At 30.1% G+C, this 24,594-nt stretch carries 24 protein-coding genes; 20 read left to right on the top strand and 4 right to left on the bottom strand.

The window, feature by feature from the left end; all coding sequences use genetic code 11:
• Positions 1-45 precede the first annotated feature (45 nt).
• From B3N22_RS14115 to pflA, 13 genes are all read left to right on the top strand, one after another.
• Positions 46-285 (top strand): AbrB/MazE/SpoVT family DNA-binding domain-containing protein, encoded by a 240-nt coding sequence (locus tag B3N22_RS14115; RefSeq protein WP_286908121.1) that lies wholly within the window; start codon positions 46-48, stop codon positions 283-285.
• A 1,029-nt stretch (positions 286-1,314) separates the two neighbouring features.
• Positions 1,315-2,211, top strand: a complete 897-nt coding sequence (locus tag B3N22_RS14110; RefSeq protein WP_286908119.1) for a DMT family transporter — start codon at positions 1,315-1,317, stop codon at positions 2,209-2,211.
• A 162-nt stretch (positions 2,212-2,373) separates the two neighbouring features.
• Positions 2,374-3,879 carry a methyl-accepting chemotaxis protein gene (locus B3N22_RS14105; protein ID WP_286908117.1) on the top strand — a complete coding sequence of 502 codons (1,506 nt, stop codon included), beginning with the start codon at positions 2,374-2,376 and terminating at the stop codon, positions 3,877-3,879.
• Positions 3,880-4,030: 151 nt separating this feature from the next.
• Positions 4,031-4,411: a PilZ domain-containing protein gene (locus B3N22_RS14100; protein WP_286908115.1), complete on the top strand. Its 381-nt coding sequence runs from the start codon at positions 4,031-4,033 to the stop codon at positions 4,409-4,411.
• A 232-nt stretch (positions 4,412-4,643) separates the two neighbouring features.
• Positions 4,644-5,567, top strand: coding sequence for an aspartate carbamoyltransferase (gene pyrB / locus B3N22_RS14095; protein ID WP_286908113.1), 924 nt, complete (start codon positions 4,644-4,646; stop codon positions 5,565-5,567).
• Positions 5,567-5,998 carry an aspartate carbamoyltransferase regulatory subunit gene (locus B3N22_RS14090; RefSeq protein ID WP_286908110.1) on the top strand — a complete coding sequence of 144 codons (432 nt, stop codon included), beginning with the start codon at positions 5,567-5,569 and terminating at the stop codon, positions 5,996-5,998. Before pyrB ends, B3N22_RS14090 begins: the two co-directional genes overlap by 1 nt.
• A 15-nt stretch (positions 5,999-6,013) precedes the next feature.
• Positions 6,014-7,210 carry a dihydroorotase gene (locus tag B3N22_RS14085; protein WP_286908108.1) on the top strand — a complete coding sequence of 399 codons (1,197 nt, stop codon included), beginning with the start codon at positions 6,014-6,016 and terminating at the stop codon, positions 7,208-7,210.
• An 8-nt stretch (positions 7,211-7,218) separates the two neighbouring features.
• Positions 7,219-8,091, top strand: coding sequence for an orotidine-5'-phosphate decarboxylase (pyrF, locus tag B3N22_RS14080; RefSeq protein ID WP_286908106.1), 873 nt, complete (start codon positions 7,219-7,221; stop codon positions 8,089-8,091).
• Positions 8,092-8,100: 9 nt separating this feature from the next.
• Positions 8,101-8,838: a dihydroorotate dehydrogenase electron transfer subunit gene (locus B3N22_RS14075; RefSeq protein WP_286908104.1), complete on the top strand. Its 738-nt coding sequence runs from the start codon at positions 8,101-8,103 to the stop codon at positions 8,836-8,838.
• Positions 8,839-8,851: 13 nt separating this feature from the next.
• Entirely contained in the window at positions 8,852-9,754 is a 903-nt protein-coding gene (locus B3N22_RS14070; RefSeq protein WP_286908102.1) for a dihydroorotate dehydrogenase, read from the top strand.
• Positions 9,755-9,776: 22 nt separating this feature from the next.
• Positions 9,777-10,451, top strand: coding sequence for an orotate phosphoribosyltransferase (gene pyrE, locus B3N22_RS14065; RefSeq protein ID WP_286908100.1), 675 nt, complete (start codon positions 9,777-9,779; stop codon positions 10,449-10,451).
• Positions 10,452-10,623: 172 nt separating this feature from the next.
• The gene (gene pflB, locus B3N22_RS14060; RefSeq protein ID WP_073016871.1) at positions 10,624-12,849 is read left to right on the top strand and encodes a formate C-acetyltransferase; all 2,226 of its coding nucleotides are present in this window, start codon (positions 10,624-10,626) and stop codon (positions 12,847-12,849) included.
• A 54-nt stretch (positions 12,850-12,903) separates the two neighbouring features.
• Complete coding sequence (gene pflA / locus B3N22_RS14055) at positions 12,904-13,623, top strand: pyruvate formate-lyase-activating protein (protein ID WP_238904237.1); 720 nt, start codon at positions 12,904-12,906, stop codon at positions 13,621-13,623.
• 28 nt (positions 13,624-13,651) lie between these two features.
• On the opposite strand, the gene rd is transcribed toward pflA, so the two are convergent.
• Positions 13,652-13,813 carry a rubredoxin gene (gene rd / locus B3N22_RS14050; RefSeq protein ID WP_073016866.1) on the bottom strand — a complete coding sequence of 54 codons (162 nt, stop codon included), beginning with the start codon at positions 13,811-13,813 and terminating at the stop codon, positions 13,652-13,654.
• Between the two features lie 189 nt (positions 13,814-14,002).
• On the opposite strand from rd, the gene B3N22_RS14045 reads away from it, so the two are divergent.
• On the top strand, positions 14,003-15,259 hold the full coding sequence (locus B3N22_RS14045) for a M48 family metallopeptidase (RefSeq protein ID WP_286908096.1): 1,257 nt from the start codon (positions 14,003-14,005) through the stop codon (positions 15,257-15,259).
• A 107-nt stretch (positions 15,260-15,366) separates the two neighbouring features.
• Here B3N22_RS14045 and B3N22_RS14040 read toward each other — a convergent pair whose 3' ends face one another.
• Together B3N22_RS14040 and rocF are read right to left on the bottom strand one after the other, a co-directional pair.
• Positions 15,367-15,978: a 3'-5' exonuclease gene (locus tag B3N22_RS14040; RefSeq protein ID WP_286908094.1), complete on the bottom strand. Its 612-nt coding sequence runs from the start codon at positions 15,976-15,978 to the stop codon at positions 15,367-15,369.
• A gap of 96 nt (positions 15,979-16,074) precedes the next feature.
• Positions 16,075-16,977 (bottom strand): arginase, encoded by a 903-nt coding sequence (gene rocF / locus B3N22_RS14035; protein WP_286908092.1) that lies wholly within the window; start codon positions 16,975-16,977, stop codon positions 16,075-16,077.
• Between the two features lie 276 nt (positions 16,978-17,253).
• Here rocF and B3N22_RS14030 point away from each other — a divergent pair, with 276 nt between their 5' ends.
• Complete coding sequence (locus B3N22_RS14030; protein WP_286908090.1) at positions 17,254-18,207, top strand: L-lactate dehydrogenase; 954 nt, start codon at positions 17,254-17,256, stop codon at positions 18,205-18,207.
• A gap of 29 nt (positions 18,208-18,236) precedes the next feature.
• Here B3N22_RS14030 and B3N22_RS14025 read toward each other — a convergent pair whose 3' ends face one another.
• Positions 18,237-19,211 (bottom strand): biotin--[acetyl-CoA-carboxylase] ligase, encoded by a 975-nt coding sequence (locus B3N22_RS14025; protein WP_286908088.1) that lies wholly within the window; start codon positions 19,209-19,211, stop codon positions 18,237-18,239.
• Positions 19,212-19,344: 133 nt separating this feature from the next.
• On the opposite strand from B3N22_RS14025, the gene B3N22_RS14020 reads away from it, so the two are divergent.
• The 5 genes from B3N22_RS14020 (at position 19,345) to trmB (ending at position 24,070) form a co-directional block, all read left to right on the top strand.
• Complete coding sequence (locus B3N22_RS14020; RefSeq protein WP_286908087.1) at positions 19,345-20,469, top strand: LCP family protein; 1,125 nt, start codon at positions 19,345-19,347, stop codon at positions 20,467-20,469.
• A gap of 191 nt (positions 20,470-20,660) precedes the next feature.
• On the top strand, positions 20,661-21,674 hold the full coding sequence (locus tag B3N22_RS14015) for a phosphodiester glycosidase family protein (protein WP_286908086.1): 1,014 nt from the start codon (positions 20,661-20,663) through the stop codon (positions 21,672-21,674).
• Positions 21,675-21,689: 15 nt separating this feature from the next.
• Positions 21,690-22,709, top strand: coding sequence for a dipeptidyl-peptidase IV (locus tag B3N22_RS14010; RefSeq protein ID WP_286908084.1), 1,020 nt, complete (start codon positions 21,690-21,692; stop codon positions 22,707-22,709).
• Positions 22,710-22,784: 75 nt separating this feature from the next.
• Positions 22,785-23,420 carry a site-2 protease family protein gene (locus B3N22_RS14005; RefSeq protein WP_286908083.1) on the top strand — a complete coding sequence of 212 codons (636 nt, stop codon included), beginning with the start codon at positions 22,785-22,787 and terminating at the stop codon, positions 23,418-23,420.
• 8 nt (positions 23,421-23,428) lie between these two features.
• A complete protein-coding gene (trmB, locus tag B3N22_RS14000) occupies positions 23,429-24,070 on the top strand; it encodes a tRNA (guanosine(46)-N7)-methyltransferase TrmB (protein WP_286908081.1) in 642 nt (213 codons plus the stop codon).
• The last annotated feature ends 524 nt before the right edge of the window (positions 24,071-24,594 follow it).

Below are 24,594 nucleotides of genomic sequence, written 5' to 3'. Positions count from 1 at the left end.
TGACAAAAGAAGAAACTGAAGAATAAATTTTTTAGGAGGATAATTATGAAAAGTACAGGAATGGTAAGAAAAGTAGACGAGCTAGGAAGAATAGTACTACCAAAGGAGTTAAGAACCGTAATGAATATAGATATCGCTGACTCCCTTGAGGTATTCACTGAGGATAAAACAATGATTCTAAGAAAATATAATCCGGGCTGCACTATCTGTGGCAATATAAAAGGTGGACAAGACTTTAAAGGTAAGTATGTTTGTGAGGATTGCTTGGAGGGGATTAAGAAGTAGTTTTTGCCTAATAAGGATTCTGTTTGGTATTAAAAAGAAATAAAAGAGCTAATAGAAGAGATGATAAATTTGATTAATTTTTGTTAACAGAATGTTTATTGTAATGACACATGAAGGACACATAGTAGCTCTATAATAAACTCATAAGTTGAAATTAAGTTTTTTCATTACTCTTCTCCCTTTTAAATAAAGCAGTCACTGTTGAGTGGCTGCTTTATATTATTTGTATATAATGCCTATTGCAAAGGCGTGATGAACAAATTTTAAAAAATACTCCAAAATCAGCTAAATAATATTCAAAGATTTTAGGTGATTTATAGGCTTCTTCTCAGGCTTCATTAAATTCATTTCACCCCCTGCTCTGTAGAAGGCGATCCCCAGCCTTCATCAAATCATTCTCCTACATTAATACTGTAGAGGCGTTCCTCAGCTTCATTAGAGTCATTTTACTTAAATATTATGTTTAATAAAAAGTTAAACACATTAATACTGTAGAAGCGATCCTCAGCTTCATAAGAATCATTTTTGCTAAAATTATGTTTAATAAAAAGTTAAACACATTAATACTGTAGAAGCGATCCACAGCTTCATTAGAGTCATTTTACTTAAATATTATGTTTAATAAAAAGTTAAACACCTTATTCCTGTAGAAGCGTTCCACAGCTTCATTAGAGTCATTTTACTTAAATATTATGTTTAATAAAAAGTTAAATGCTTAAAAAGTTAAAAAGTTAAATGTTTAAACATTTAAAAAGAAAACCATTTAAAAAGTTAAAAAGCTGACTAGGTACCAATTAATATAGATGTAATCTGAAATATTATAAATGCAGAAAAGCCTAGGAGAATATACTCTTAGGCTTTTCTATATTTAATAAATAATATAAATAATATGAGTCAATAAAACTTTCAATATTATTATATGCTCAGAAATATTTGGTGTCACAATATAGTGAGGATTTTGAATTAATTTGTAGAAAAAATTGTGGTTGTGGTATTATAATAGAGAATTTAATCTAAGGGGGAGAATAAATGAATAATAAAAGATTAGCTGCTAATTCACTTCTATTGCTAGTTGCAGCTATATGGGGTTTTGCATTTGTTGCACAAAGAACTGGGGCGAATTATGTAGGTGCATTTAGTTTTAATGGAATAAGGTTTGCAATAGGTAGTATTTCGCTTGTTCCATTAATTGTTTTTTTTGATAAAAGAAAAAAGAAAGAGAAAAAGTATGATGTTGGCTTTAAGAAATCTATATTGCCTGGAATTATAGTAGGTCTTATTCTTTATGCTGGGGCAAGCTTACAGCAGATTGGACTTATGTATACAACAGCTGGAAAGGCCAGTTTTATAACAGGTCTTTATGTGGTTTTAGTACCCATTATAGGAATTTTATTAAAACATAAAATTGAAAAAAATGCATGGCTTGGAGTAATTATTTCAGTAGTTGGTTTGTATCTATTAAGTGTTAATGAGAATTTTTCAATAGCTTATGGAGACTTGCTTGAGATTATAGGAGCTGTTTTTTGGGCTATACATATTTTAGCTATAGATTATTTTTCAGATAAGATAGATGCTCTAAAATTATCTTGTATACAGTTCGCAACTTGTTCTATATTAAGTTTAATCACTTCGGCTATATTTGAACAAACTACTTTAAGTGGGGTATCTCAGGCGTTAGTTCCAATACTCTATGGAGGAATTTTATCGGTTGGAGTGGCTTATACACTTCAAGTTGTAGCTCAAAAGAATGCCAAACCTTCTCATGCTGCAATAATATTGAGTATGGAGTCTGTGTTTGGTGCCTTAGGGGGAGTTGTTTTATTAGGTGAAACTATGAGTATTAGAGGGTACATAGGGTGTATGTTTATATTTTTGGGAATAATTTTATCTCAAATTAAATTTAGTGAGGATACTAACTTTAAATAATATTTTATTATGTTATTTAAAAAAAGTTAAAATTAGAGTATAATTAGTTATAAATTATTTAATATTGATACGCAATAAAGAGGTTGTGGCTTAGCTGCTCTTAAGGAGCGGTAAGTTGTGATCTCTTTTTATTGTAGATATTTTAAAGAGGGGATTATACAAATGAATTATTTAAATTTTATTGAACTTATTATAATAGGTATACTTATTTTAGCTTTTACCTTTCAGGTGATAAAAAATAGAAAAATAAAAGATGAATATAAAAAAGCTATAGAAAAGATAGTTTCTGGAGATTTGACTTTAAATATTGAAGATAATAAATTTATAGACAATGATTTAGGTAAAGTAACTGAAAAACTAATATCTTGGATATATAATACTTTAAGATCTTCAACTAGAATTTCACAGCAGCTTAATAACATATATTCTTCTTGTACTACATCTATGGATACTGCTAAAAGTGTAGGCGAAAAAATAGATGGATTTGAACATAAGGCAGAACATACTTTTAAAAGAATTGATGAACTAAACTCACTTACTAATAATATATACAATTCACAGCAGGAGATGTACGCTCTTTCAAATAAGGTAAGAGAAAGTGCAGCTCAAACAGAAGATTCTATAAAAATGGGAGGAAAGACTGTTGAAGATGCTGTAGAAATTCTTGAAGATATGAATGTACATATGGACGATCTGATAGGTGATATAACTAATTTAGCAAATGTTACGGATACTGTTGAGAAGATGGCTGATTTAATAAGTAAGCTTGCAAAAAATATAAATCTACTATCATTAAACGCTGCAATAGAAGCTGCTAGAGCAGGTGAAAGTGGCAGAGGATTTGGTGTTGTAGCAACTGAAGTTGGAAAATTAGCGGACGAAAGTGCAGTTTATGCAAAGGATATAAGAAGCAATATAGAAAACATAAAGGTTAAAAGTAATGCGGCTGTTGAGGCAATAAATATATTAGGTGAAAAAGGCAAAAAGGTTCAGACCTCTACGAGTTCTATAAAAGAATGTTTTAATGACATAAATACTGAGGTTACGGATATAATAGGGTCAGTTCATTTAGTTTCTAAAAAGATAGAGGAGCAATTATCTTCTAACGAAAAAATTAAGGTAGTATCTGATGATGCTTCAGAATTTTTTAAAGATTTTAATGTTGAAGTTAATAATATAGTTGTAGATATAAAGAAGCAATATGAACTAGAAAGATTAAATATTTATAGTTGCGATAATATGTCTAAAGATATTAAAACATTGCTAGAATTTACTCAAGAATTTGAAAATATTATTTCAGAAAAACTAGTAAGCCATTGTGAAGTTTTAGCAAAACAGATGTGCAGTGAAAAGATAAACAACGAGTTTCTTGATAAATATTCAACTGAAAGTGGAATATCAGAATTTTACATAACAGATGGGGACGGGGTTACAATATTATCAAATAATAAGTTTGGCATAGGATTTAGATTTACTGAGGATGAAACTTCACAAGCCCATGTATTTAGGAATATACTTAAAGATAATAAACTTATAGTAACTCAAAACTTTATGAAAAGAGATGTGGATGATAAATACTATAAGTTTGTTGCTATATCAAGAAAAGATGGAGAAGGAATTGTACAAGCTGGGCTTGATCTTGAGGACATACTAAAATTAAAAATATAAGAACTAAAATTCTAAACCACCAAAAATTTTTGTCAACATAAATTTTTATTTTAAAATAAAAATAGCTTAGTTACAAGCTTTAGATAGAATGATATAATTAGATTACAAATTTAAAGATATTGATTTCAAAAGCGTATAAAGGTGGGTTAGTATGGAATCAGCAAAAAATAATAAAGTATACTCATTTTTGAAGGAAAAGAGAGTAAGCAAGAGAATTGATTTTGACTTAGAAATCATGTATCCGAGAATAAATGATAAAAATGTAAATAATCCTAGCGGAGATCCTATTATGAGAGCACTGAATATATCTGAGGCAGGAATCTGTGTAAGTAGCGATATTCCACTTAAGAAAGGGGATTTTTTAGATATTCTTCTATCTATTAAGGGAAGCCCTTCTTTTACAGCTATTATGGAAATAAAATGGGTAGGATATGATGATAAAGCTTTTCTAGCTGGGGGAGAGTTTTTATGTTTGACAATGGATCAAATAAATACAATTAGAAGTTTTGTTAATAAATCTTTAGAAAGTTAATAAAGCGTATAGCTCTTAAATTTAGTACAGGGCTATTGACAATAGGTTATATTTTTGCTATTCTCTATGTAATATAGAGCCTTTAATTTGATCCAGAGAGGTCATTAAGGAAGTAAAGTTACCATACTAAATGGACGTATTACGCCTTCCTTTAAGGAAGGCTTTTTTTTAGGCAAAAATGCCTTATTAGTCCCTTTAAATTTAACACAGAGAGGTTAAAAAGGAGGAAATTATGAATAAAATTAAACATTTAATAGATCCTATGGATCTTACTGTAGATGAGCTAAATGAAATTTTTAATTTAGCTGAGGATATTATAAAATATCCTAAAGAATATTCAAGTCTAATGAAGGGAAGAATCCTTGCAACTCTATTCTATGAACCAAGCACTAGAACTAGATTTTCCTTTGAAGCTGCTATGATGAGGCTTGGAGGAAGTGTATTAGGGTTCTCAGAACCAAATTCCTCATCTGTTTCAAAGGGGGAAAGTCTTTCTGATACTATTCAAATAGTTTCTACCTATTCAGATATTATTGCAATGAGACATCCAAAAGAAGGTTCAGCAAAGGTTGCAACAATGTTCTCAAGTGTTCCAGTTATAAATGCAGGTGATGGTGGGCATCAGCACCCAACCCAAACTCTTACTGATTTGTTATCCATAAGAAATTTAAAAGAGAGTATAGAAAATAATGTTATAGGAATATGTGGTGATTTAAAGTTTGGAAGAACTGTTCATTCACTTTTAAAAGCCATGTCTAGATATAAAAACAACAAGTTTATATTAATATCACCAAAAGAACTTACAATTCCAGAATATATAAGAGAAGAAATACTTATAGAAAACAATATAGAATTTATGGAAGTTGAAAGATTAGAGGATGTAATTGATAAATTAGATATCTTATATATGACTAGAGTTCAAAAAGAAAGATTCTTTAATGAAGAGGAGTATATAAGATTAAAAGATAGCTATATTTTAGATAAAAACAAGATGAAGTTAGCTAAAAAGGATATGATAGTACTTCATCCACTACCTAGATTAAATGAGATTTCAAAAGAGGTGGATAACGATCCAAGGGCATGTTACTTCAAACAAGCTGAGTATGGAATGTATGTAAGAATGGCACTTATATTAAAGCTTTTGGAGGTGAAGTAATGCTTAAGATAACAACAATTAAAAAGGGAATAGTAATGGATCATATAAAAGCAGGAACTGGGATAAAGATATTTAATCATCTAGAACTTGATAAGGTTGAATACCCAGTGGCATTAATTATGAATGTAGAAAGCTCTAAACTTGGTAGAAAAGATATTATAAAGATTGAGGATAATGTATCTCTAGACTACACATTTTTAAGATTATTATCGCCAACTATAACGATTAATATAGTAGATGATGAACGAATAGTAGATAAGATAAAGCCAACTTTACCAGAGAAGGTTGTAAATATAATTTCATGTAGAAATCCAAGATGCATAACTACAATAGAGAGGGATATACCCCAGGTTTTTAATCTTACTAGTAAAGAAAAAGGTGTATATAGATGTGACTATTGTTATGAAACTAGTGAATTTTGCAATTTATAAACTGGAGGGAAAGGTATGAATATATTAATAAAAAACGTAAATATAGTTGATGAAAGTCATAGTTTTTATGGAGATTTATATATAGAAAATGGAAAAATAAAAGAAATTGGATTAGATATTAAAAGAGATTGTGAAACCTTAGATGGAAATGGATTAACGTTAATGCCTAGTTTTATAGATATGCATGTTCATTTTAGAGATCCAGGTTTTACTTATAAAGAAGACATTGAAACAGGCGGGAGAGCTGCTTTAAGAGGGGGATTTACCTATGTAAACTTAATGGCGAATACTAATCCTATATGTTCAAGTCTAGAGGTTTTAGAGTATGTAAATAATAAAGCTAGGGAAATAGGACTTATAGATTTACATCAATGTTTATCTATAACTAAAGATTTTGATGGAAAGACTTTAACGCCTCTAAAGGAGCTCTCAGGAAATAAGCTAATAAAAGCAATTTCTGATGACGGTAAAGGTGTTATGGGTTCAAGAACAATGATGGATGCTATGAATATAGCTCGTGAAAATAATTGGGTAGTAATCTCACATGCCGAAGATCATGAGTTTTCAGATATAGATATGAGACTAGCTGAAAATATGATGACCTGGAGAGATATAAGTTTAGCTAAATATACAGGTGCAAAACTTCACATGGCACATGTAAGTACTAAAGAGGCTATGGAATATATAATTGAAGCAAAATCAAATGGGTATAGCAATATAACTTTAGAAGTAACTCCACATCATATTGCTTTAAATACAGAGATGTCAAACTATAGAGTTAATCCACCTATAAGAGAAGAGGAAGATAGAAAATTTTTAATAGACGCTATAAAAAAGGGCTATGTGGATGCTATTGGAACAGACCACGCCCCTCATAGTAAAGAGGATAAAGAAAAAGGAGCACCTGGAATGGTGGGATTGGAAACAGCATTTTCTATAAGCTATACAACTTTAGTAAAAGAAAATAACCTTTCTTTAAATAACTTAAGCAAGCTTATGTCTGGAAGACCAGGAGAGATTTTAGGAATAAAAAAAGGAAAGCTTACGCCAGGTTATGACGGAGATGTAGTTTTGGTAGATTTAAATAAAAAGACTAAAGTTAATTCAGAAGAGTTTGCTTCTAAAAGCAAGAATACGCCATTTGAAGGAATGGAGTATTATGGCGAAGTTGTTACTACTATAAAAGGTGGAAAAATATCGTATAAAAGGTAGGGGGATATATGAATATTATTGATAGATTATATAAAAGCGTAGAGGAAAAGGGTGTAGTATGTATAGGCTTAGATACAAGTATAGAATATGTTCCAGAATATATAATGGAAACATCAAAAAATGAAGCAGATGCAATATTTAACTTTAATAAAGAGATAATAAATGAAACCTTAGATGTTGCTGCTTGTTATAAAGTTCAGATAGCTTACTACGAATCATTAGGACTAAAAGGACTAGATGCTTATAAAAGAACACTTGAATACTTAAGAGAAAAGAATGCTATAATTATCGCAGATATTAAAAGAGGGGATATAGCAGCTACTGCAAAAATGTATGCTAAAGCACATTTTGAAGGGGATTTTGAAGCTGATTTTATAACTTTAAGTCCATATATGGGAATGGATTCAATAGAGCCATATCTACCTTACATGAAGGATGGTAAAAAAGGAGTATTTTCCTTAGTCAGAACTTCTAATCCGGGAGCAGAGGATATAGAATTTTTAGATACTACTAAAGGGCATAAGGTATATCATGAGGTTGGGGATAGACTTTGTAATATAGGTAATGATTATCTAGGTGAGTATGGGTATTCACAAATAGGTGGAGTACTAGGGTGTACACATAAAGAAGAGGCAAAGGAATTAAGAGAGAGATTTAAAAATATGTTTTTCTTAATACCTGGGTATGGAGCTCAAGGTGGAAAGGCTGAAGATGTGGCTATGTACTTAAATAATGGGAATGGGGGAGTTGTCAACTCATCAAGAAAGATTCTTTTAGCTTATAAAGAAGGAAATGGTAATGAAAGAGTAGGATATTACGCTAAATTGGAAGCGATTAGGATGAGAGATGAGATTAGAGAAGCAATAAGCAGTAAAATCTAGGAGGGCTTTATGAATTATAAATTAGTTGAAGTTATAGAGAATAAAGAAATATGTTCAGGAATATTTAGTCTTAAAATTAAAGAAGAAGTTAAAGGAAAAGCTGGACAGTTTTATATGTTAAAACTTCAAGGAGGAACCTTACTTCCAAGACCAATATCTTTATGTGAATGGGAAGATGGTGTAGCAACCTTTTTATATGCTGTAGTTGGAAATGGAACTAAAGAATATTCAACTCTTAAAGCTGGACAAACAATAAATGTTACAGGGCCTTTAGGAAATGGGTTCACTACAGATGAAGATTTGGGGAGAGTGGCATTGGTGGCAGGAGGAATTGGTACAGCACCATTTTTACAAGTATCTAAAGAATTAAGAAATAATTTCCCAAGAAATATTATTGACATGTATGTTGGTTTTAGAGAAGAAGTATATCTTATAGAAGAGCTAAAAGGATACTGTAATGAAGTTAACATAGCTACTAATACAGGGAAGTTTGGGGTAAAAGGTTTTGTTACAGATATTTTAGATTTAGATAAATATGATACAGTACTTTGCTGTGGACCTGAGATTATGATGAAAAAGGTTGTAGATATGGCAAAGGAAAAAGGTAAAAACATATATGTTTCTTTAGAAAAGCATATGGCTTGTGGGGTTGGTGCATGTTTAGTATGTACTTGTAAAACTAAAGAAGGCAATAAACGAACTTGCAAAGATGGTCCTGTTTTTGATGGATACTTTGTGGAATTATAAGGGGGCTAATAATATGATAAATGTTAATATAAATGGAGTTGAGTTTAAAAATCCAGTAATAGCGGCCTCCGGAACTTTTGGGTTTGGAGAAGAGTACAATAATTTTTATGATGTTGGAATATTAGGTGGAATTTCTTCAAAAGGATTAACTATAAATCCTAAGGAAGGAAATGATGGAATTAGAGTTTATGAAACTCCTATGGGGATGATGAATTCAGTAGGACTTCAAAATCCAGGAATAGATAGGTTCATTGAAGTTGAACTTCCTAATATGAAAAGATATAACACTAATATTTTAGCTAATGTTGGTGGGGCAACAATTGAAGATTATGAAATGGCTTGTGAGAAGCTAAACCAAACTAATATTGATATAATAGAACTTAATATATCCTGTCCAAATGTAAAATCTGGGGGAATGGCTTTTGGAATTAAAGGATGTATTGCAGCTGAAGTTGTTTCAAAGATAAAGAAGATAACAAATAAGCCTTTAATGGTTAAGCTTTCACCTAATGCAGAGGATATAGTTGATATGGCTTATTCTTGTGTAAATGCTGGAGCAGATTCACTATCACTAGTAAATACCTTTAAAGGATTAGCTATAGATATAAATAAAAGAAAACCTGTTTTTAATAATGTTTTTGCAGGAGTGTCTGGACCAGCAATTAAGCCTATAGCTTTAAGAATGGTGTATGAGGTTTCAAAGGCTGTAAATGTACCAATAGTTGGGCTTGGAGGGATTTCAGATTATAAGGATGCTATAGAATTTATGATGGCTGGGGCAACAGCTATACAGATTGGAACTATTAACTTCTCAAATCCACTTGCTGGTAAGGAAATAATTAAGGGAATAGAAGAGTTTTTACTTAAAGAAGGCATAAAAGATATAAATGATATCATAGGGATTGCTAAAATATAGATATATTGATAGGAGTGTAAACATGGAAGCATATAAAAAAGAGTTTATAGAGTTTATGATAGAGTGTGGAGTATTAACATTTGGAGATTTTGTAACAAAAAGCGGAAGGAAAACTCCTTTTTTTGTAAATACAGGAAATTATAAAACAGGTAGCCAATTAAGTAGATTAGGAGATTTTTATGCCAAAGCAATAAAAGATAATTTTGTAGATACTTACGATGTAGTTTTTGGTCCTGCTTATAAAGGAATCCCCTTAAGTGTAACTACTTCTATATCATTATCAAAACTATATGGTATTGATAAAAGATATTGCTCTAATAGAAAAGAGATAAAAGATCATGGTGATAAGGGAATTCTATTAGGTAGTAATCTTAGTGATGGTGATAGAGTTTTAATAGTTGAAGATGTAACTACTGCTGGAACATCAATATACGAAACTATGCCTATATTAAAGTCTCAAGGAGATGTAACTGTAGAAGGACTTATAATTTCTGTAGATAGAATGGAAAGAGGACAAGGAGATAATTCAGCTTTAGTTGAGATAAGAGAAAAGTTTGGATTTAAAACTTGTGCAATTGTAACAATGAGAGAAGTTATAAATTATCTTTACAAAAGAGAAATCCACGGTAAAATATATATTGATGATGAGATTATGGGTAGAATAGAAGAATATTATAAAACATATGGAGCTAAATAAAATAAATTGTTAAACATTTATCAATTAAAACCTTATCATTTTCATATATTGGAATTAAACGATAATTATTATTAACGATAAATGAATATTTGTTTCAAATGGAAAAACCTATTAACAAATTGATAATTATAGGTTATAATAAAAGCGTAATCTTTTACCAGGAGGAATGAATATGTTTAAACAATGGAATGGTTTCAGTGAGGGAGTATGGCAAGAGAGAATTGACGTTAGAAACTTCATACAAAAAAATTATACACCTTATGAAGGAGATGACTCTTTCTTAGAAGGTATATCTGATAAAACTAAAAATGTTTGGGAAAAATCAAGTAATCTTATAGTTGAAGAAATAAAGAAAGGTATAATCGATGTAGCTACTGATAGAATATCAGGAATTGATAGTTATGAAGCTGGATATATTGATAAAGACAATGAAGTAATAGTAGGACTTCAAACTGATGCTCCACTTAAAAGAATTGTAAATCCTTTTGGTGGTTGGAGAATGGTTGAACAATCATTAGAAGCTTATGGATTTAAGATGGATGAACAAATAAGCGAGTTCTTCCCTAAATATAGAAAAACTCATAACCAAGGGGTTTTTGATGCTTATACTGATGAAATAAGATGGGCTAGAAGTGCTGGTCTTTTAACTGGTCTTCCAGACGCTTATGGTAGAGGTAGAATAATAGGTGACTATAGAAGAGTTGCTTTATACGGTATTGATTTCTTAATTCAAGAAAAGAAAAAAGACTTAAAAGCTCTTAAAGGCGATATGTTAGATGAGCTTATAAGAAAGAGAGAAGAAGTTTCTGAACAAATAAGAGCACTAAGTGCTATAAAGAGTATGGCCGCAAAATATGGTGTTGATTTATCAGAACCTGCTTCAAATGCAAAAGAAGCTGTTCAAGCAGTTTACTTAGCTTATCTTTCAGCAGTAAAAGAAAATAATGGAGCAGCTATGTCTCTTGGAAGAACTGCAACATTCTTAGATGTATATATCGAAAGAGATTTAAAAGCTGGTCTTATTACTGAGTTAGAAGCTCAAGAAATAATTGACCAATTTATAATTAAGTTAAGATTAGTTAGACATTTAAGAACACCAGAATATAATGATCTATTTGCAGGAGATCCAACTTGGGTAACTGAGTCATTAGGTGGTATGGGAGTTAACGGTAATACATTAGTTACTAAAAACTCTTTCAGATATCTACATACTTTAACTAATTTAGGATCAGCTCCAGAACCAAATATGACAGTATTATGGTCTGATAAATTACCAGAAGGATTCAAAAAATACTGTGCAAAAATGTCAATATTAACAGACTCAATTCAATATGAAAATGATGAAGTTATGAGACCTGTATATGGAGACGACTATGCAATTGCTTGTTGCGTATCTGCTATGAGAGTAGGAAAGCAAATGCAATTCTTTGGTGCTAGATGTAACCTTGCTAAAGCTTTACTTTACACTATAAATGGTGGAGTAGATGAAAAGAAAGGTACAGTAGTTATTCAAGGTTTAGAAAAAATTGAGGATGAAGTACTTGATTTTGAAAAAGTAAAAAATAATTACTACAAAGTATTAGACTATGTAGCGAAGCTATATGTTGATACAATGAATATAATTCACTGCATGCATGATAAGTATGCTTATGAAGCAGGTCAAATGGCTCTTCATGATACAGAAGTAGGTAGATTAATGGCATTTGGTATAGCTGGACTTTCAGTAGTTGCTGACTCTTTAAGTGCTATAAAGTACGCAAAAGTTAAGCCTATAAGAGAAAATGGAATAGCTGTTGACTTTGAAATAGAAGGGGAATTCCCTAAATACGGAAATGACGATGCTAGAGTTGATGATATAGCTGTAGAATTAGTTAATAAATTCTCTAAAGAATTAAAGAAACATCCTTTATATAGAGATGCTAAACATACACTATCTGTTTTAACTATAACTTCAAACGTTGTTTATGGTAAGAAAACAGGAGCTACACCAGATGGAAGAAAAGCTGGAGAAGCATTTGCTCCAGGTGCTAACCCAATGCATGGAAGAGATATTAACGGAGCTTTAGCTTCATTAAACTCAGTAGCTAAAATACCTTACAATGAAGTTTGTGAAGATGGAGTATCTAATACTTTCTCTATAGTACCTCAAGCTTTAGGAAAAGAAGATGAACAACAAGTAACTAACTTAGTTGGAGTTCTTGATGGATACTTTACTCAAGGAGCTCATCACTTAAATGTTAATGTATTAAATAGAGCAACTTTAATGGATGCTATGGAAAATCCAGAAAAGTACCCTACTTTAACAATAAGAGTATCAGGTTATGCTGTTAACTTTAATAGATTAACAAAAAATCAACAAATGGAAGTTATAAGCAGAACTTTCCACGAAAGTTTATAAGATTTAAGGAAGCTAGTTTACTAGCTTCCTTATAAATTTAGGAGGAGTGTATTTATGATAAAAGGCAACATACATTCTATAGAAACTATGGGGCTTGTAGATGGGCCCGGAATAAGAGTTGTTGTATTTTTTCAAGGATGTGCATTAAGATGTACATTCTGTCATAATCCAGATACTTGGGCTATTTCAGGAGGGGAAAGTATAACTCCTGTAGAGCTTGTTGATAAAATTGAAAGATATAAGACATATTTTAAAAACTCAGGTGGAGGAGTGACTTTTTCAGGAGGAGAACCACTACTTCAACCAGATTTTTTAATTGAAGTTCTGAAGTTGTGTAGAGAAAGAGGGATACATACAACCATTGATACAGCTGGAGTAGGTGCAGGTAGATACGAAGAAATATTAAGATATGTAGATTTGATTCTTTTTGATGTTAAGCATTATAATCCTAAGGAATATAGTGAAATAACAGGACGAGAAGTTAGGGAAAGTTTGAAATTTTTAGAAATTGCTCAAGAAATGAATGTTAAGATGTGGATACGTCATGTGGTTATGCCTGGAGTTACGGACACAGTTGAAGATATGCAAAACTTAGCAGATTTTATTAAAGAGTTAAAAAATGTAGAAAAAATAGAACTTTTACCATATCACCTATTAGGAACTAACAAATATGAAATATTAAACATGGAATATAAGTTAGAAGGAATGCCTGCCATGGATAAGGCTAAAGCTAAAGAACTAGAGAAAATTTTAATAGATTTAGTCAAAAAATAAAAAACATCAGCTGAGGCTGATGTTTTTTCTATTCTACTACAGAGAATTCATCTTTACCTACTCCGCAAAGTGGGCATACCCAATCTTCTGGAATATCTTCAAAAGAAGTTCCTGGAGCTATTCCATTGTCCTCGTCGCCTATTGCTGGATCATATACATATCCACAAACATCACAAATATAACTTTTCATAGTAATTACCTCCATTGTTAAATAATAATAATTATTATTACCTGTGAGTATATTATACCATATAGTATAATAATATCAAGGTAATATTTGCCACTACATAATATTTTTACTTAATATTTCACAATGAAAGAATATTTTGCTATAGTAAAAATATTATTATATGTATAAAGATTAAAAGGGGTTGACGAATTGAAGAAAGTTCTTTCACAGTTATTAGTATTTGTTACAATAGTATTTTTTATTACTGCTGGAGTAACTTTATTTATAGAATATAAAAATAAAGAATCTCTAGGAGAAAAAAGCAAAATTGAGGTTAAAATAGAAAATAACAAGATAATAGTTCCAGAGGAAACATCAATAGTTAAAACTAACTATATCTTTTCTAAAAATTATTTTCTTATAAGAACAATATTAGCTATTTTAATACCAATATTTATATTAAAATCATCTCTTTTAGAATATGCTGAGGAATTATTTAATAAAAAAATTAAAAATAATTTTTCTCAGGGAGTTATCATGGGAATAGCATATACTATTATAAATTTTGTTATCTTGTTCCCTATAGCATTTTTTTCGTCTTTTTATAGATTAAAGCTTGTAGGACTGCTTAATTATGGATTTATTGATTGGCTTCTAGACTTATTAAAAGGAGAGATTCTAAATTTAGTTATATTTTCTCTGTTTTTAGGCATTTCATTTTATATAATAAAAAATATAAAAAGATGGATACTTTCGCTTGGAGTTTTATATGCACTCATAATGATTTTTGGAGTATTTATATATCCTGTTGTTATTGATCCTTTAATAAATGATATAAAGCCTGTTAGCGATAAAGCGCTTGAAACTAAAATCATTAATTTAGCTGAAAAAAATGGGATTAAAAATCTAAAAGTATATGAAATCAAAAAAAGTGATGAAACATCAGCTTTAAATGCTTACATGACAGGAATATTTTCTACTAAGAGAATAGTTATATGGGATACTACCTTACAAAGTTTAAATGAGGATGAGATATTATCTGTAGTTGCTCATGAGATAGGCCACTATAAATTAAATCATATACCTAAAGGTATGGTGTTAGAAGCTGTGCTAAGCATAATTACATATGGTTCATCTATAATATTGCTTTTGATGATTAATAGAAAGTCTAGAAGAGCTTTAAAGGGGCCTTATGGGTTAGGATATGTATTACTTTACTCAACTATAATAAGCATGGTTACTTCACCGATATCCTTATATTATTCGAGGAAAATAGAGATTGAAGCAGATAGATTTGCAATTGAAGCTACAAATGATAATTTAACTAATGGAATTTTGGAATTAAGATTTATGGAAACAAATCTATCACCATATAACGTTGATGAATGGTATAAGATATTAAGATTTGATCATCCTACTGCAAAAGAAAGAATAGAACTTTCAAATAGTTATGATTATGATAAATAATTTATGGATTTATGAAGCTGAGAAACGCTTCTACAGTATAGAAGTGAGGAAATAAAAAGAGATTTACTGGTATATTTAAGTAATATATCTGTAAATCTCTTAGTTTTTTATTTTACTTTAGAAGAAAAGTATCCAGGAGCAATTAATCCCTTTTTAATACCTTCAACAACTATAAGATAGGTAGCAGCGGTATCAAATCTTGCGTCATGATAGTTTCCACTTCCTTCAAATAGTTTGTCAGCAGTTTCTGTGATTTTATCCTTTGTTATAGATAGATAATCAACTACCTCTTGAAGTTTAGGGTTTTTAAAGTCGCCGCTTGGTCTATAGAGTTTTAATACATTTTTGTAATAATTCATGGTACAGAAAGTATTTTTAGCTTTAAAATCTTCTCCCAATATGTATAGTAGTTCACTGTTTAAAAATTTTAAATCAAAAGATACATTATGACCAATTATAAAATCAGCTTGTATAAAATCATCTATAAAATTTTCAAAACTATCTTCAAAATAATTACCTTCACTTAATTCATAAAGCTTTTCTAAAGAAAATCCATGAACTTCTTGAGCTGATGGATCCATTTCATCTACTGTAAAAAAATAATTTTTTCCGTAAGTTTTTTGTGGTTTTTCGTTTGAATCAACTACTATATAGCTTAGTTGACAAATATGCCCTGGCTTTATACTAGTTGTTTCAGTATCAAAAAAAAGTAATTTCATAATTTGTCCTCCTAAAAATTACATAACTATATGATAATATAAATCAGTTAAATAATAAAGGATTTTAATGAAAAAAGTCTCGCTTATGGGCAAGACTTATTTAATCAAGGCTGATACATGTTCAAGAATTTCAAGACAATTGTTTAAAGTTACAGATTCTTTGTCTAATAAAGGATTAAATTCTACAAAGTCCATAGACCTAACTTTAGAAGTTGAGAAAACTCCTGTTAAAATATTTTTTATGTCTTTTATATTCATGCCATCATGTACTGGCGTTCCTGTACCTGGTACTAATGTTGAGTCTAGTGAATCTATATCAAAGCTTAAATGAAGATTATTAATATTGATGTTTGACAATCTGTTATTAAAATCCTCTAAAAATGCTGTAACACCTATAGAATTTATATCTTTTGTAGTCCAGACATTTATATTTAATTCTGTAATTAAATCTAGTTCTCCTTGATCTAAATCACGAGCACAAATTATAAATACTTTTTTAGGATCTATTTTTCTTCCTCTAAAATATAGGTCTCTTAATACGGTATGACCTAATCCCATTGCTGCTGATAAAGGCATTCCATGAACATTTCCAGAAGGTGTAGTCAGATAAGTATTTATATCTCCGTGAGCATCTACCCAAATAACACCTAAATCATCCTTAAAATATCTAGATGCACCACTTAAGCTTCCAAGGCCTAAAGAATGATCTCCACCAATTACAAATGGGAAGGAGTTAGAAGACAATGAAGCATATACCGCATGGGCTAAATTTCTATTTGTCTCAACAATAGCAGATAAATATTTCATATTTTCATGTTCTTTAAATTTATCTTCAACTAATAATTCAGGAACATATATGTTTCCTAAATCAAAAACTATATTGTTGCTTTTTTTTAGTATTTTTAACAATCCATTTTCTCTTAATGTATTAGGACCTAAATTTACGCCTTCAATATCACAACCGTAAAAAATAGGAACTCCTATTGTATTAATTTCCATGGAATCACCTCCAATGTATAAAGTAATTCATCCTCGCATATCTTATGGTTAAGACACACCTGATAAATTATATATCATATTAAGACAAAATATAAGAGTCAATTTTTAAAATTTTGTTAAAATTTTTAAATCATATTATATTTAGTTTGTCGAATTATAAATAAATAATTAATGAAAAAATTAACAATGTTATTGAAAGTTGTTATCATTAGTAATATAATGAAAATATAGATAATTATTATTAAATAACAATAACTAAACTAGGAGGTTTAGATTATGATTAAGGAAAAAGGAAACAAAATCTCAATTATAGGTGCAGGATTTGTAGGTTCTACTACTGCTTATGCATTAATGCTGGAAGGGCTTGCATCTGAAATAGTTATAGTTGATATAAATAAAGAAAAAGCTTTAGCAGAGGCTATGGATTTATCTCACGGTGCTGCATTTGTTAAAGCTGTTGATGTGAGAGCAGGTGAATATAAAGACACTGAAGATTCAGATATAGTAATAGTTACGGCTGGAGTAGGACAAAAACCAGGAGAAACAAGGCTAGATATTATAAATAAAAACATTCCTATATTTAAGAGCATAATACCAGAAGTAGTTAAATATAGCCCTAATGCTATATTGTTAATTGTATCAAACCCAGTGGATATATTAACTTATATTGCCTACAAGATATCTGGATTGCCAGCTAATAGGGTAATAGGTTCTGGAACTGTGTTAGATACTTCTAGATTTAAATATATGCTTAGTGAACATTTTGAAATAGACGCTAGGAATATCCATACTTATATAATAGGAGAACACGGCGATTCAGAAATAGCTGCCTGGAGTTTAACTAATATAGCTGGAATATCAGCTGATGAATATTGTGAAAAGATGTGTAAGAGATGTGATTCATCTTTTAAAAATGATATACCTAAAGAGGTAAAAGAGGCAGCCTACAGTATAATAAATAAAAAAGGTTATACAAACTATGCAGTTGGGTTAGCTATAAGGAGAATTGTAGAGGCTATTTTAAGAGATGAAGACTCTATTTTAACAGTTAGTTCTCTATTGAACGGTGAATATGGACTTGAAGATGTTTATTTAGCTATACCTACAATTGTGGATAGAGAAGGAGCTAAAAAGATATTAGAAGTTTCATTAAATCCAGAAGAAAAGGAAAAATTAGAAGAGTCAGCGGAAATAATAAAAAAGCATTTAAAAGAAGCAGGAATACAATAGGTGAAGAGGAAAGATCCCTCTTCACTTTTCTAATTTTTTACTCTAAGTGAAACTTCTCCAGAATATATTTGTTCAATCTTATCATTTATATCTAAAAGCAGCTCACCATTTTCACCTAAATCTATAACTTTACCTGTTATGCTTTCTTTCCCTTTAAGTATAATAACTTCTTTATTTAAAACATAGGAGTTTTCTTTAATTATTTTAAAAGCTTCTTTGCTTTCGGAATTGTTAAGTAAAGCTTTATAAAAATGTTCAAAATTGTTTAAAATAGATACAAGAATATCTTCTCGGCTAAAATCATGGTTAAAATAGCTTTTTAGAGATAAGGCTGTTTTATCAATATCTTCAGGAAAATCTTCTTTACTTTGATTTATATTTAATCCAAAACCTATAATTAAGTAATTAATCTCATCCATATCACACTTCATTTCTGTAAGAATTCCACCTAGTTTTTTACCATCTAAGTATATATCATTAGGCCATTTAACTGAAATAGGAATATTCATATCAAGTAAGGATTTAGCTATTGAGGCACAGATTATTGAAGTTATTTTTGAAATATCATAAGGCGACAATTTAGGTTTAAGAAAAATAGAGCAGAATATACCAGTACCTTTAGGTGAAAACCAGGGTCTGTTAAATCTACCTCTTCCTTGAGTTTGAGTTTCAGCTAATACCAAAGTGCCATTTTTAAGAGTATCAGAACTATTTTTACAAAAATCATTAGTAGAATCTATAGTATTATAATGCAAAATCTCTTTGATTAAAGAATTATTAACTAATGAAGAATTTAAATCCTCAACAGAAAAAATATTAGGGGATGAGATTAATTTATAACCCTTACGTGAATAAGACTCTATTACATATCCTTCTTCACGTAAGGTTTTTATATATTTCCATACAGCAGCTCGAGAGATTCCAAGCTTATCACTTATATCCTCTCCAGATGTAAATTCTTTAGGATTAGAAGATAAAGTTAATAAAATTTCATCTTTTAACATATAGTGCTCCTTAAAACATTTTTTAGTCAATTATAACATTAAAATGTCATACTTTTGAAATGTTTGGTGAAAATATTACTGTATAATTATATATTATGATTAATTTCTATGAATAGAGGGGATCAGAGAAAGAATGGGTAAGAAGAAAAAAGTTATTTTGTTAATAGCTATATTAGTTATTATAATAGCTTCTATAGCCTTAGGAAGTTATTTTTATATGAGAACCAAAATATATACTCCTGTGGAACCGAAGTTAGAGGTTACCCCAGAAGTAAAAGAAGAAATAAAATATCATGAAGAAAAAGGAATTACAAATATATTATTAATTGGAACAGATGCAAGGACATTAGATGAGGCGGCAAGAAGCGACTCCATAATTATTGCAACTATTGATGGAAGTAATCAAAAACTTAAATTTACTTCTATAATGAGAGATACGTACGTAAAGATACCAGGATATAGCGATCAAAAAATAAATGCAGCCTACGCATTAGGTGGAGCTGAGTTATTAATGAAAACCATAAAAGAAAACTTCGGAGTAGCTTTAGATAAATATATAGTAGTTAATTTTTGGGGTTTTGAAGATATTGTTGATGCTATGGGAGGTTTAGAAATAGATGTAAAGGATTATGAGATTGAGGAAATTAATAAGTACATAGGGGAAGTCAGAGAAGATAAATCTCTACCACTTGAAAAAGCTGGACTACAAAATTTAGATGGGCAACAAGCATTAGCTTATTCGCGAATAAGGAAGGTAGGAAATGGTAGTTATGAAAGAACTGAAAGGCAGAGAAATGTTTTAACACTTATTGCAACTAAAGCTAGAGACATATCTCCATTAAAGTATCCATCAGTAGCAAATGCTCTGTTAAGTTGTGTAAAAACTAATATTGAACCTGCCAAACTTTTTGATTACGGATATACATTTTATAAATTTAATCCACCTACATACGATCAGCTTCAAATACCTATTAATGAATTAAGCCAAGGAGGAGAATTTTTAGATAAAGGTTGGGTGCTACTTATAGATAAAGAGCAAAATGGTAATGCCATGAAAGAGTTTATCTTTAATGATAAAAAGTGGGATGCTTCAAACTATAATAACTTAAGTTTTAAAAATGTTATGAGTCAATACAAAAATCAACAAGTTCAATTCAATAAAGTTAAAGAACAGCAAGAAAAGGTATCTTTACCTGATGATAGACAAAAAACACAGATTAATGAGGATGAAGAAGAAAAAGCTAATTTAAGTGATTAATAGTAAGTAAGTCATGAGATAATAGGTGAAATGGAAGAAATTTAAAGATTTATAGGATTTTATAACTATATTTTCCATTAAAATATTATTAATTAATTTTAAATTTATTGAAATAATAATGCATAAATTATATAATTAAGCAGGTAAACTCATTTACTTGCTTAATTAATTGAAAGAAAGGATTTGAATACATGAACAAAAATAAATCTAAAGCAAAAACTAGGAAGAAGAAAAGAAGGAAAAAAATATCTTTAAAAAGAGTATTTGCTTTTATTTTATTTGAAATTGTATTTACTGCTATAGTTGGACCATTTTATCTATATTATGGACCTTTTGAAAATGTAAAAAAAGGATTTGTTGGTTCAGCAATGACATCTTATAAAAGCCAGTTTTTGGCGACTTGGTTTTTGAGTGAAGAAAGAATCAATAAAATTTTAGCAGAAAATAATAATAATGATGAAGAGATATCTCAGGATGTAGAATCAAAACAAGTAGAAATACCTAAAACCCATGATGAAACAATAGAAAGATATGATATAGATGGTGGAGATAAGTTTAAAGGTTATCTTTTAATAGTTAAAGATCCAACAAGAGTAAAAGTTGGATATAGCTCTAAAATAGGTAAAGAAGGACAAACCCTATCTCAAATTTCTGAAGATAATGATGCTGTAGCGGGTATTAATGCAGGTGGATTTGCTAACGGGATTGATACAGGAACTGGTGGACAACCTGAAGGAATAATAATTAAAGATGGAAACGTGGTTTTCAAAGGGATAGATGAAAATCATAAAACTGATATGATAGCTATAAATAAGGACGGAAGACTTATCATAGGAAAATATTCCTTAAATGAGTTAAAGGAATTAGGTGCTAAAGAGGCAGTGAGCTTTCCACCTGCTTTGGTTGTAAATGGGAAACCAACCACTAGTGGTATTGGTGGATGGGGAATTGCACCAAGAACAGCAATTGGACAAAGAAATGATGGGTCTATAATGTTATTGGTAATTGACGGAAGACAATTGTTTGGAAGCGTAGGAGCTTCATTAAAAGAAGTTCAAGATTTAATGATAGAATATGGAGCTGTAAATGTAGCAAATCTTGATGGAGGAAAATCTACTACTATGTATTATGAAGGTGAAGTCATAAACACTCCATCTGATGCTTTAGGAGAAAGAAGTATTCCAACAGCATTTATAGTTAAATAAGAAGGGGAGAAATTAATGAAGCTTTTAAAACGAATAACAATTTGGATAGCTATTTCTTTAACAATCCAATCTTTAGGACTGCTTTATTTAGATAAAAAGATTTTCGCTAATACTAATACTTTTAAAGCTGTAAAGGTAGAGGAAAAACCTAAAAATAAGGATATAGAAATAACTTTACCAGAAGGCAAAGATTTTAACATAAGTTTTGATGGTAAGTTTATATCTTATTTAGAAAATGGACAAATGAACTTAATAAATACTAAAACTGGAGAATCTATAAAGGTAGAAAATGAAGCTGATTCTGAGGTCTCTAATTATGAATGGCTATCTGATAGAAATAGATTACTTTTAGTGGAAAAGAAAAAACAATCAAGCACAAAAAGTAAGCTTACAATATATTATTATGATGCTAGTAAAAAAGAAAAGGGTAAAATGGAGGAGCTTGACAACGTTGCAGAAAGTGCAAAGGTTGATAAGATCAAAGCCTCAACACTAACTAATGTTACTTACATAAAAGTAAATGAAAAAGGAGTTAAAAGTTCTATATATAGAATAGATATTAATCATAATATTACACGTCCTAATCTTATGAGTTCGGCAGTAAGTAATATGGATGTTTTTCTTCGAGATGACATTTTTGTTTACGAAGACAGCATAAATGGAAGCATATATACTACTAAATCTAATAAAAAGCTTGCCTTTAATGAGAAGGTAACATTATTAAAAATTGATAACGAAGATATTGTTTATGTTGGTTCATTGAGTGGAGATAAGATATCTAAAATAACTTATGGAAAACTGAGTGATGAAACTAGCAAATGGAAAACTACAACATTAAAAGAACCTATGGACAAAAAAGATATTCGTATTACTAGAAAAGGTGAACTATTAGTTAATGATAACTTAAATGGTATAGTGACTAATCTAACTACTTCTAAAGAGACAAGCTATAAAGGAAATCTTTTATGTATTTATGATACGGGGATTGCCTCCGTATCTCAAGGAAAATTAATAAAAACAGAGTTTAATAAATAGACAGGATTTACCTGTCTATTTTATTGAAGATTACTAAATTTATGTTATAATGTGAATATTATGAAGGAGGTCAAGATGAGGGAAGAGATTTTATATAAGATTTTAAGTATTCCAGCTATATTAGTAGCTTTTACTTTTCATGAATATGCTCATGGAATAGTTGCAGATAAATTAGGCGATAAAACGGCTAGATTTCAAGGAAGGCTAAATCTAAATCCACTTGTACATATAGACCCTATTGGATTTATATTAATCCTAATAGCTGGATTTGGATGGGCAAAACCTATTAGAGTTAATAGAGGTGCTTTTAAAAACTACTATATGGATGATTTAAAGGTATCAATAGCTGGACCTTTAGCTAACCTTTTTACAGCCATAGTTTTTTCAATAATTTCAGGTTTCTATTTCAAATTTACTTATGAGGCTTATGGAACTATGATATCAATTATAGCAGGTATACTAGTAAACGTAGTTAGTATTAACGTGATTTTATTTTTATTTAATCTATTACCAGTACCAGGTTTTGATGGATTCAGTATTTTGGAAGATTTATTTCCTAAGGTTTTTGGTAAGATAGGATATAATCTTTATAAATACCAACAATTAATATTTATTGGAGTTGTATTTTTTGCATGGAGAATTTTGACCGTACCAAGCAATTATATATTTAGCTTATTAAATAAACTAATAGAGTTTATTGTATTTTTATAGGAGGAATCATGAGACTAAGGAAAAAATGGTGGGTTAGACCAGAACTTGAGAAGGATTCAAAGGTAGTTACTAACCCTAGAGAATTAAAAGGAATTTGGAAAGAAAATTTTAAAAATAATAATGATATATTTTTAGAATTAGGCTGTGGAAGAGGAGATTTTGCAGTAACTAAAGCTAAAAATAATCCAGACATTAATTATATAGCAGTTGATCTTAAGGATGAGGTTTTAATTTATGTCTTAAATAAGGCTAATGAAGCTGAAGTAGAAAATATAAGAATAGTTCCACTTAATATTAGCTTTATTAGTGAAATATTTAGTGAGGATGAGGTATCGAGGATTTTTATAAATTTCTGCAATCCTTGGCCAAAAGATAGACATAAAAAGAGAAGACTTACACATACAAAATTTCTTGATGAATATAAGAAGTTTTTAAAGAAAGATTCTGAGATTTGGTTTAAAACCGATGATAAAGAACTATTTGATGAGTCTCAAGAGTACTTTAAGGAAGCTGGTTTTGAGATAGAATACTTAACCTACGATTTACACAAATCTGATTTTAAAGAAAACATAGTAACTGAATATGAATCTAAGTGGACTAGTATGGGAATGAATATTATGTTTCTGATTGGGCGACTTAAGAAAGAATAGAAGAGGGCTGTAGCACTAATATGAACTGCTCACTGTCAAGTAGACAGGGAACAGTTCATATTTAGTGAGACAGCCTTTAATATAGGAAAAAATGGTGAGGTTAAGGGGAAGGCTGGGGATCGCATTCTATAGAGCAACGGTGAAATGAATTTAAGGAAACTCTTGAGAAGAAGAGTTCGTAAAGAATAGGAAGTGTACAAACGTAGAAACGTAGAAATTTAGAAATTTAGAAAATTAGAAATTTAGAAATTTAGAAACGTACAAATTTAGAAATTTACAAAAAGAATTTAATGCAACCACTCCTATGTCGGGTTGCTACAGTATTAAGTGGAGAATGATTTGATGAAGGCTGGGGATCGCCTTCCACAGAGCAGGGGGGTGAAATGAATTTAATGGAGCATTCCTGCGGAATCTCCTACAGCAACAAGGTGTTTAACTTTTTATTAAACATAATTGTAGCAAAAATGATTCTAATGAAGCTGAGGAACGCTTCTACAGCAATAAGGTGCAACATAAACTAATCC

Source organism: Clostridium sp. UBA1652 (assembly GCF_002320975.1).
Taxonomy (GTDB): domain Bacteria; phylum Bacillota; class Clostridia; order Clostridiales; family Clostridiaceae; genus Clostridium_T; species Clostridium_T intestinale.
Note: the sequence above shows the minus strand (reverse complement) of the source record. Positions and strands in the feature narration are given on the sequence as shown.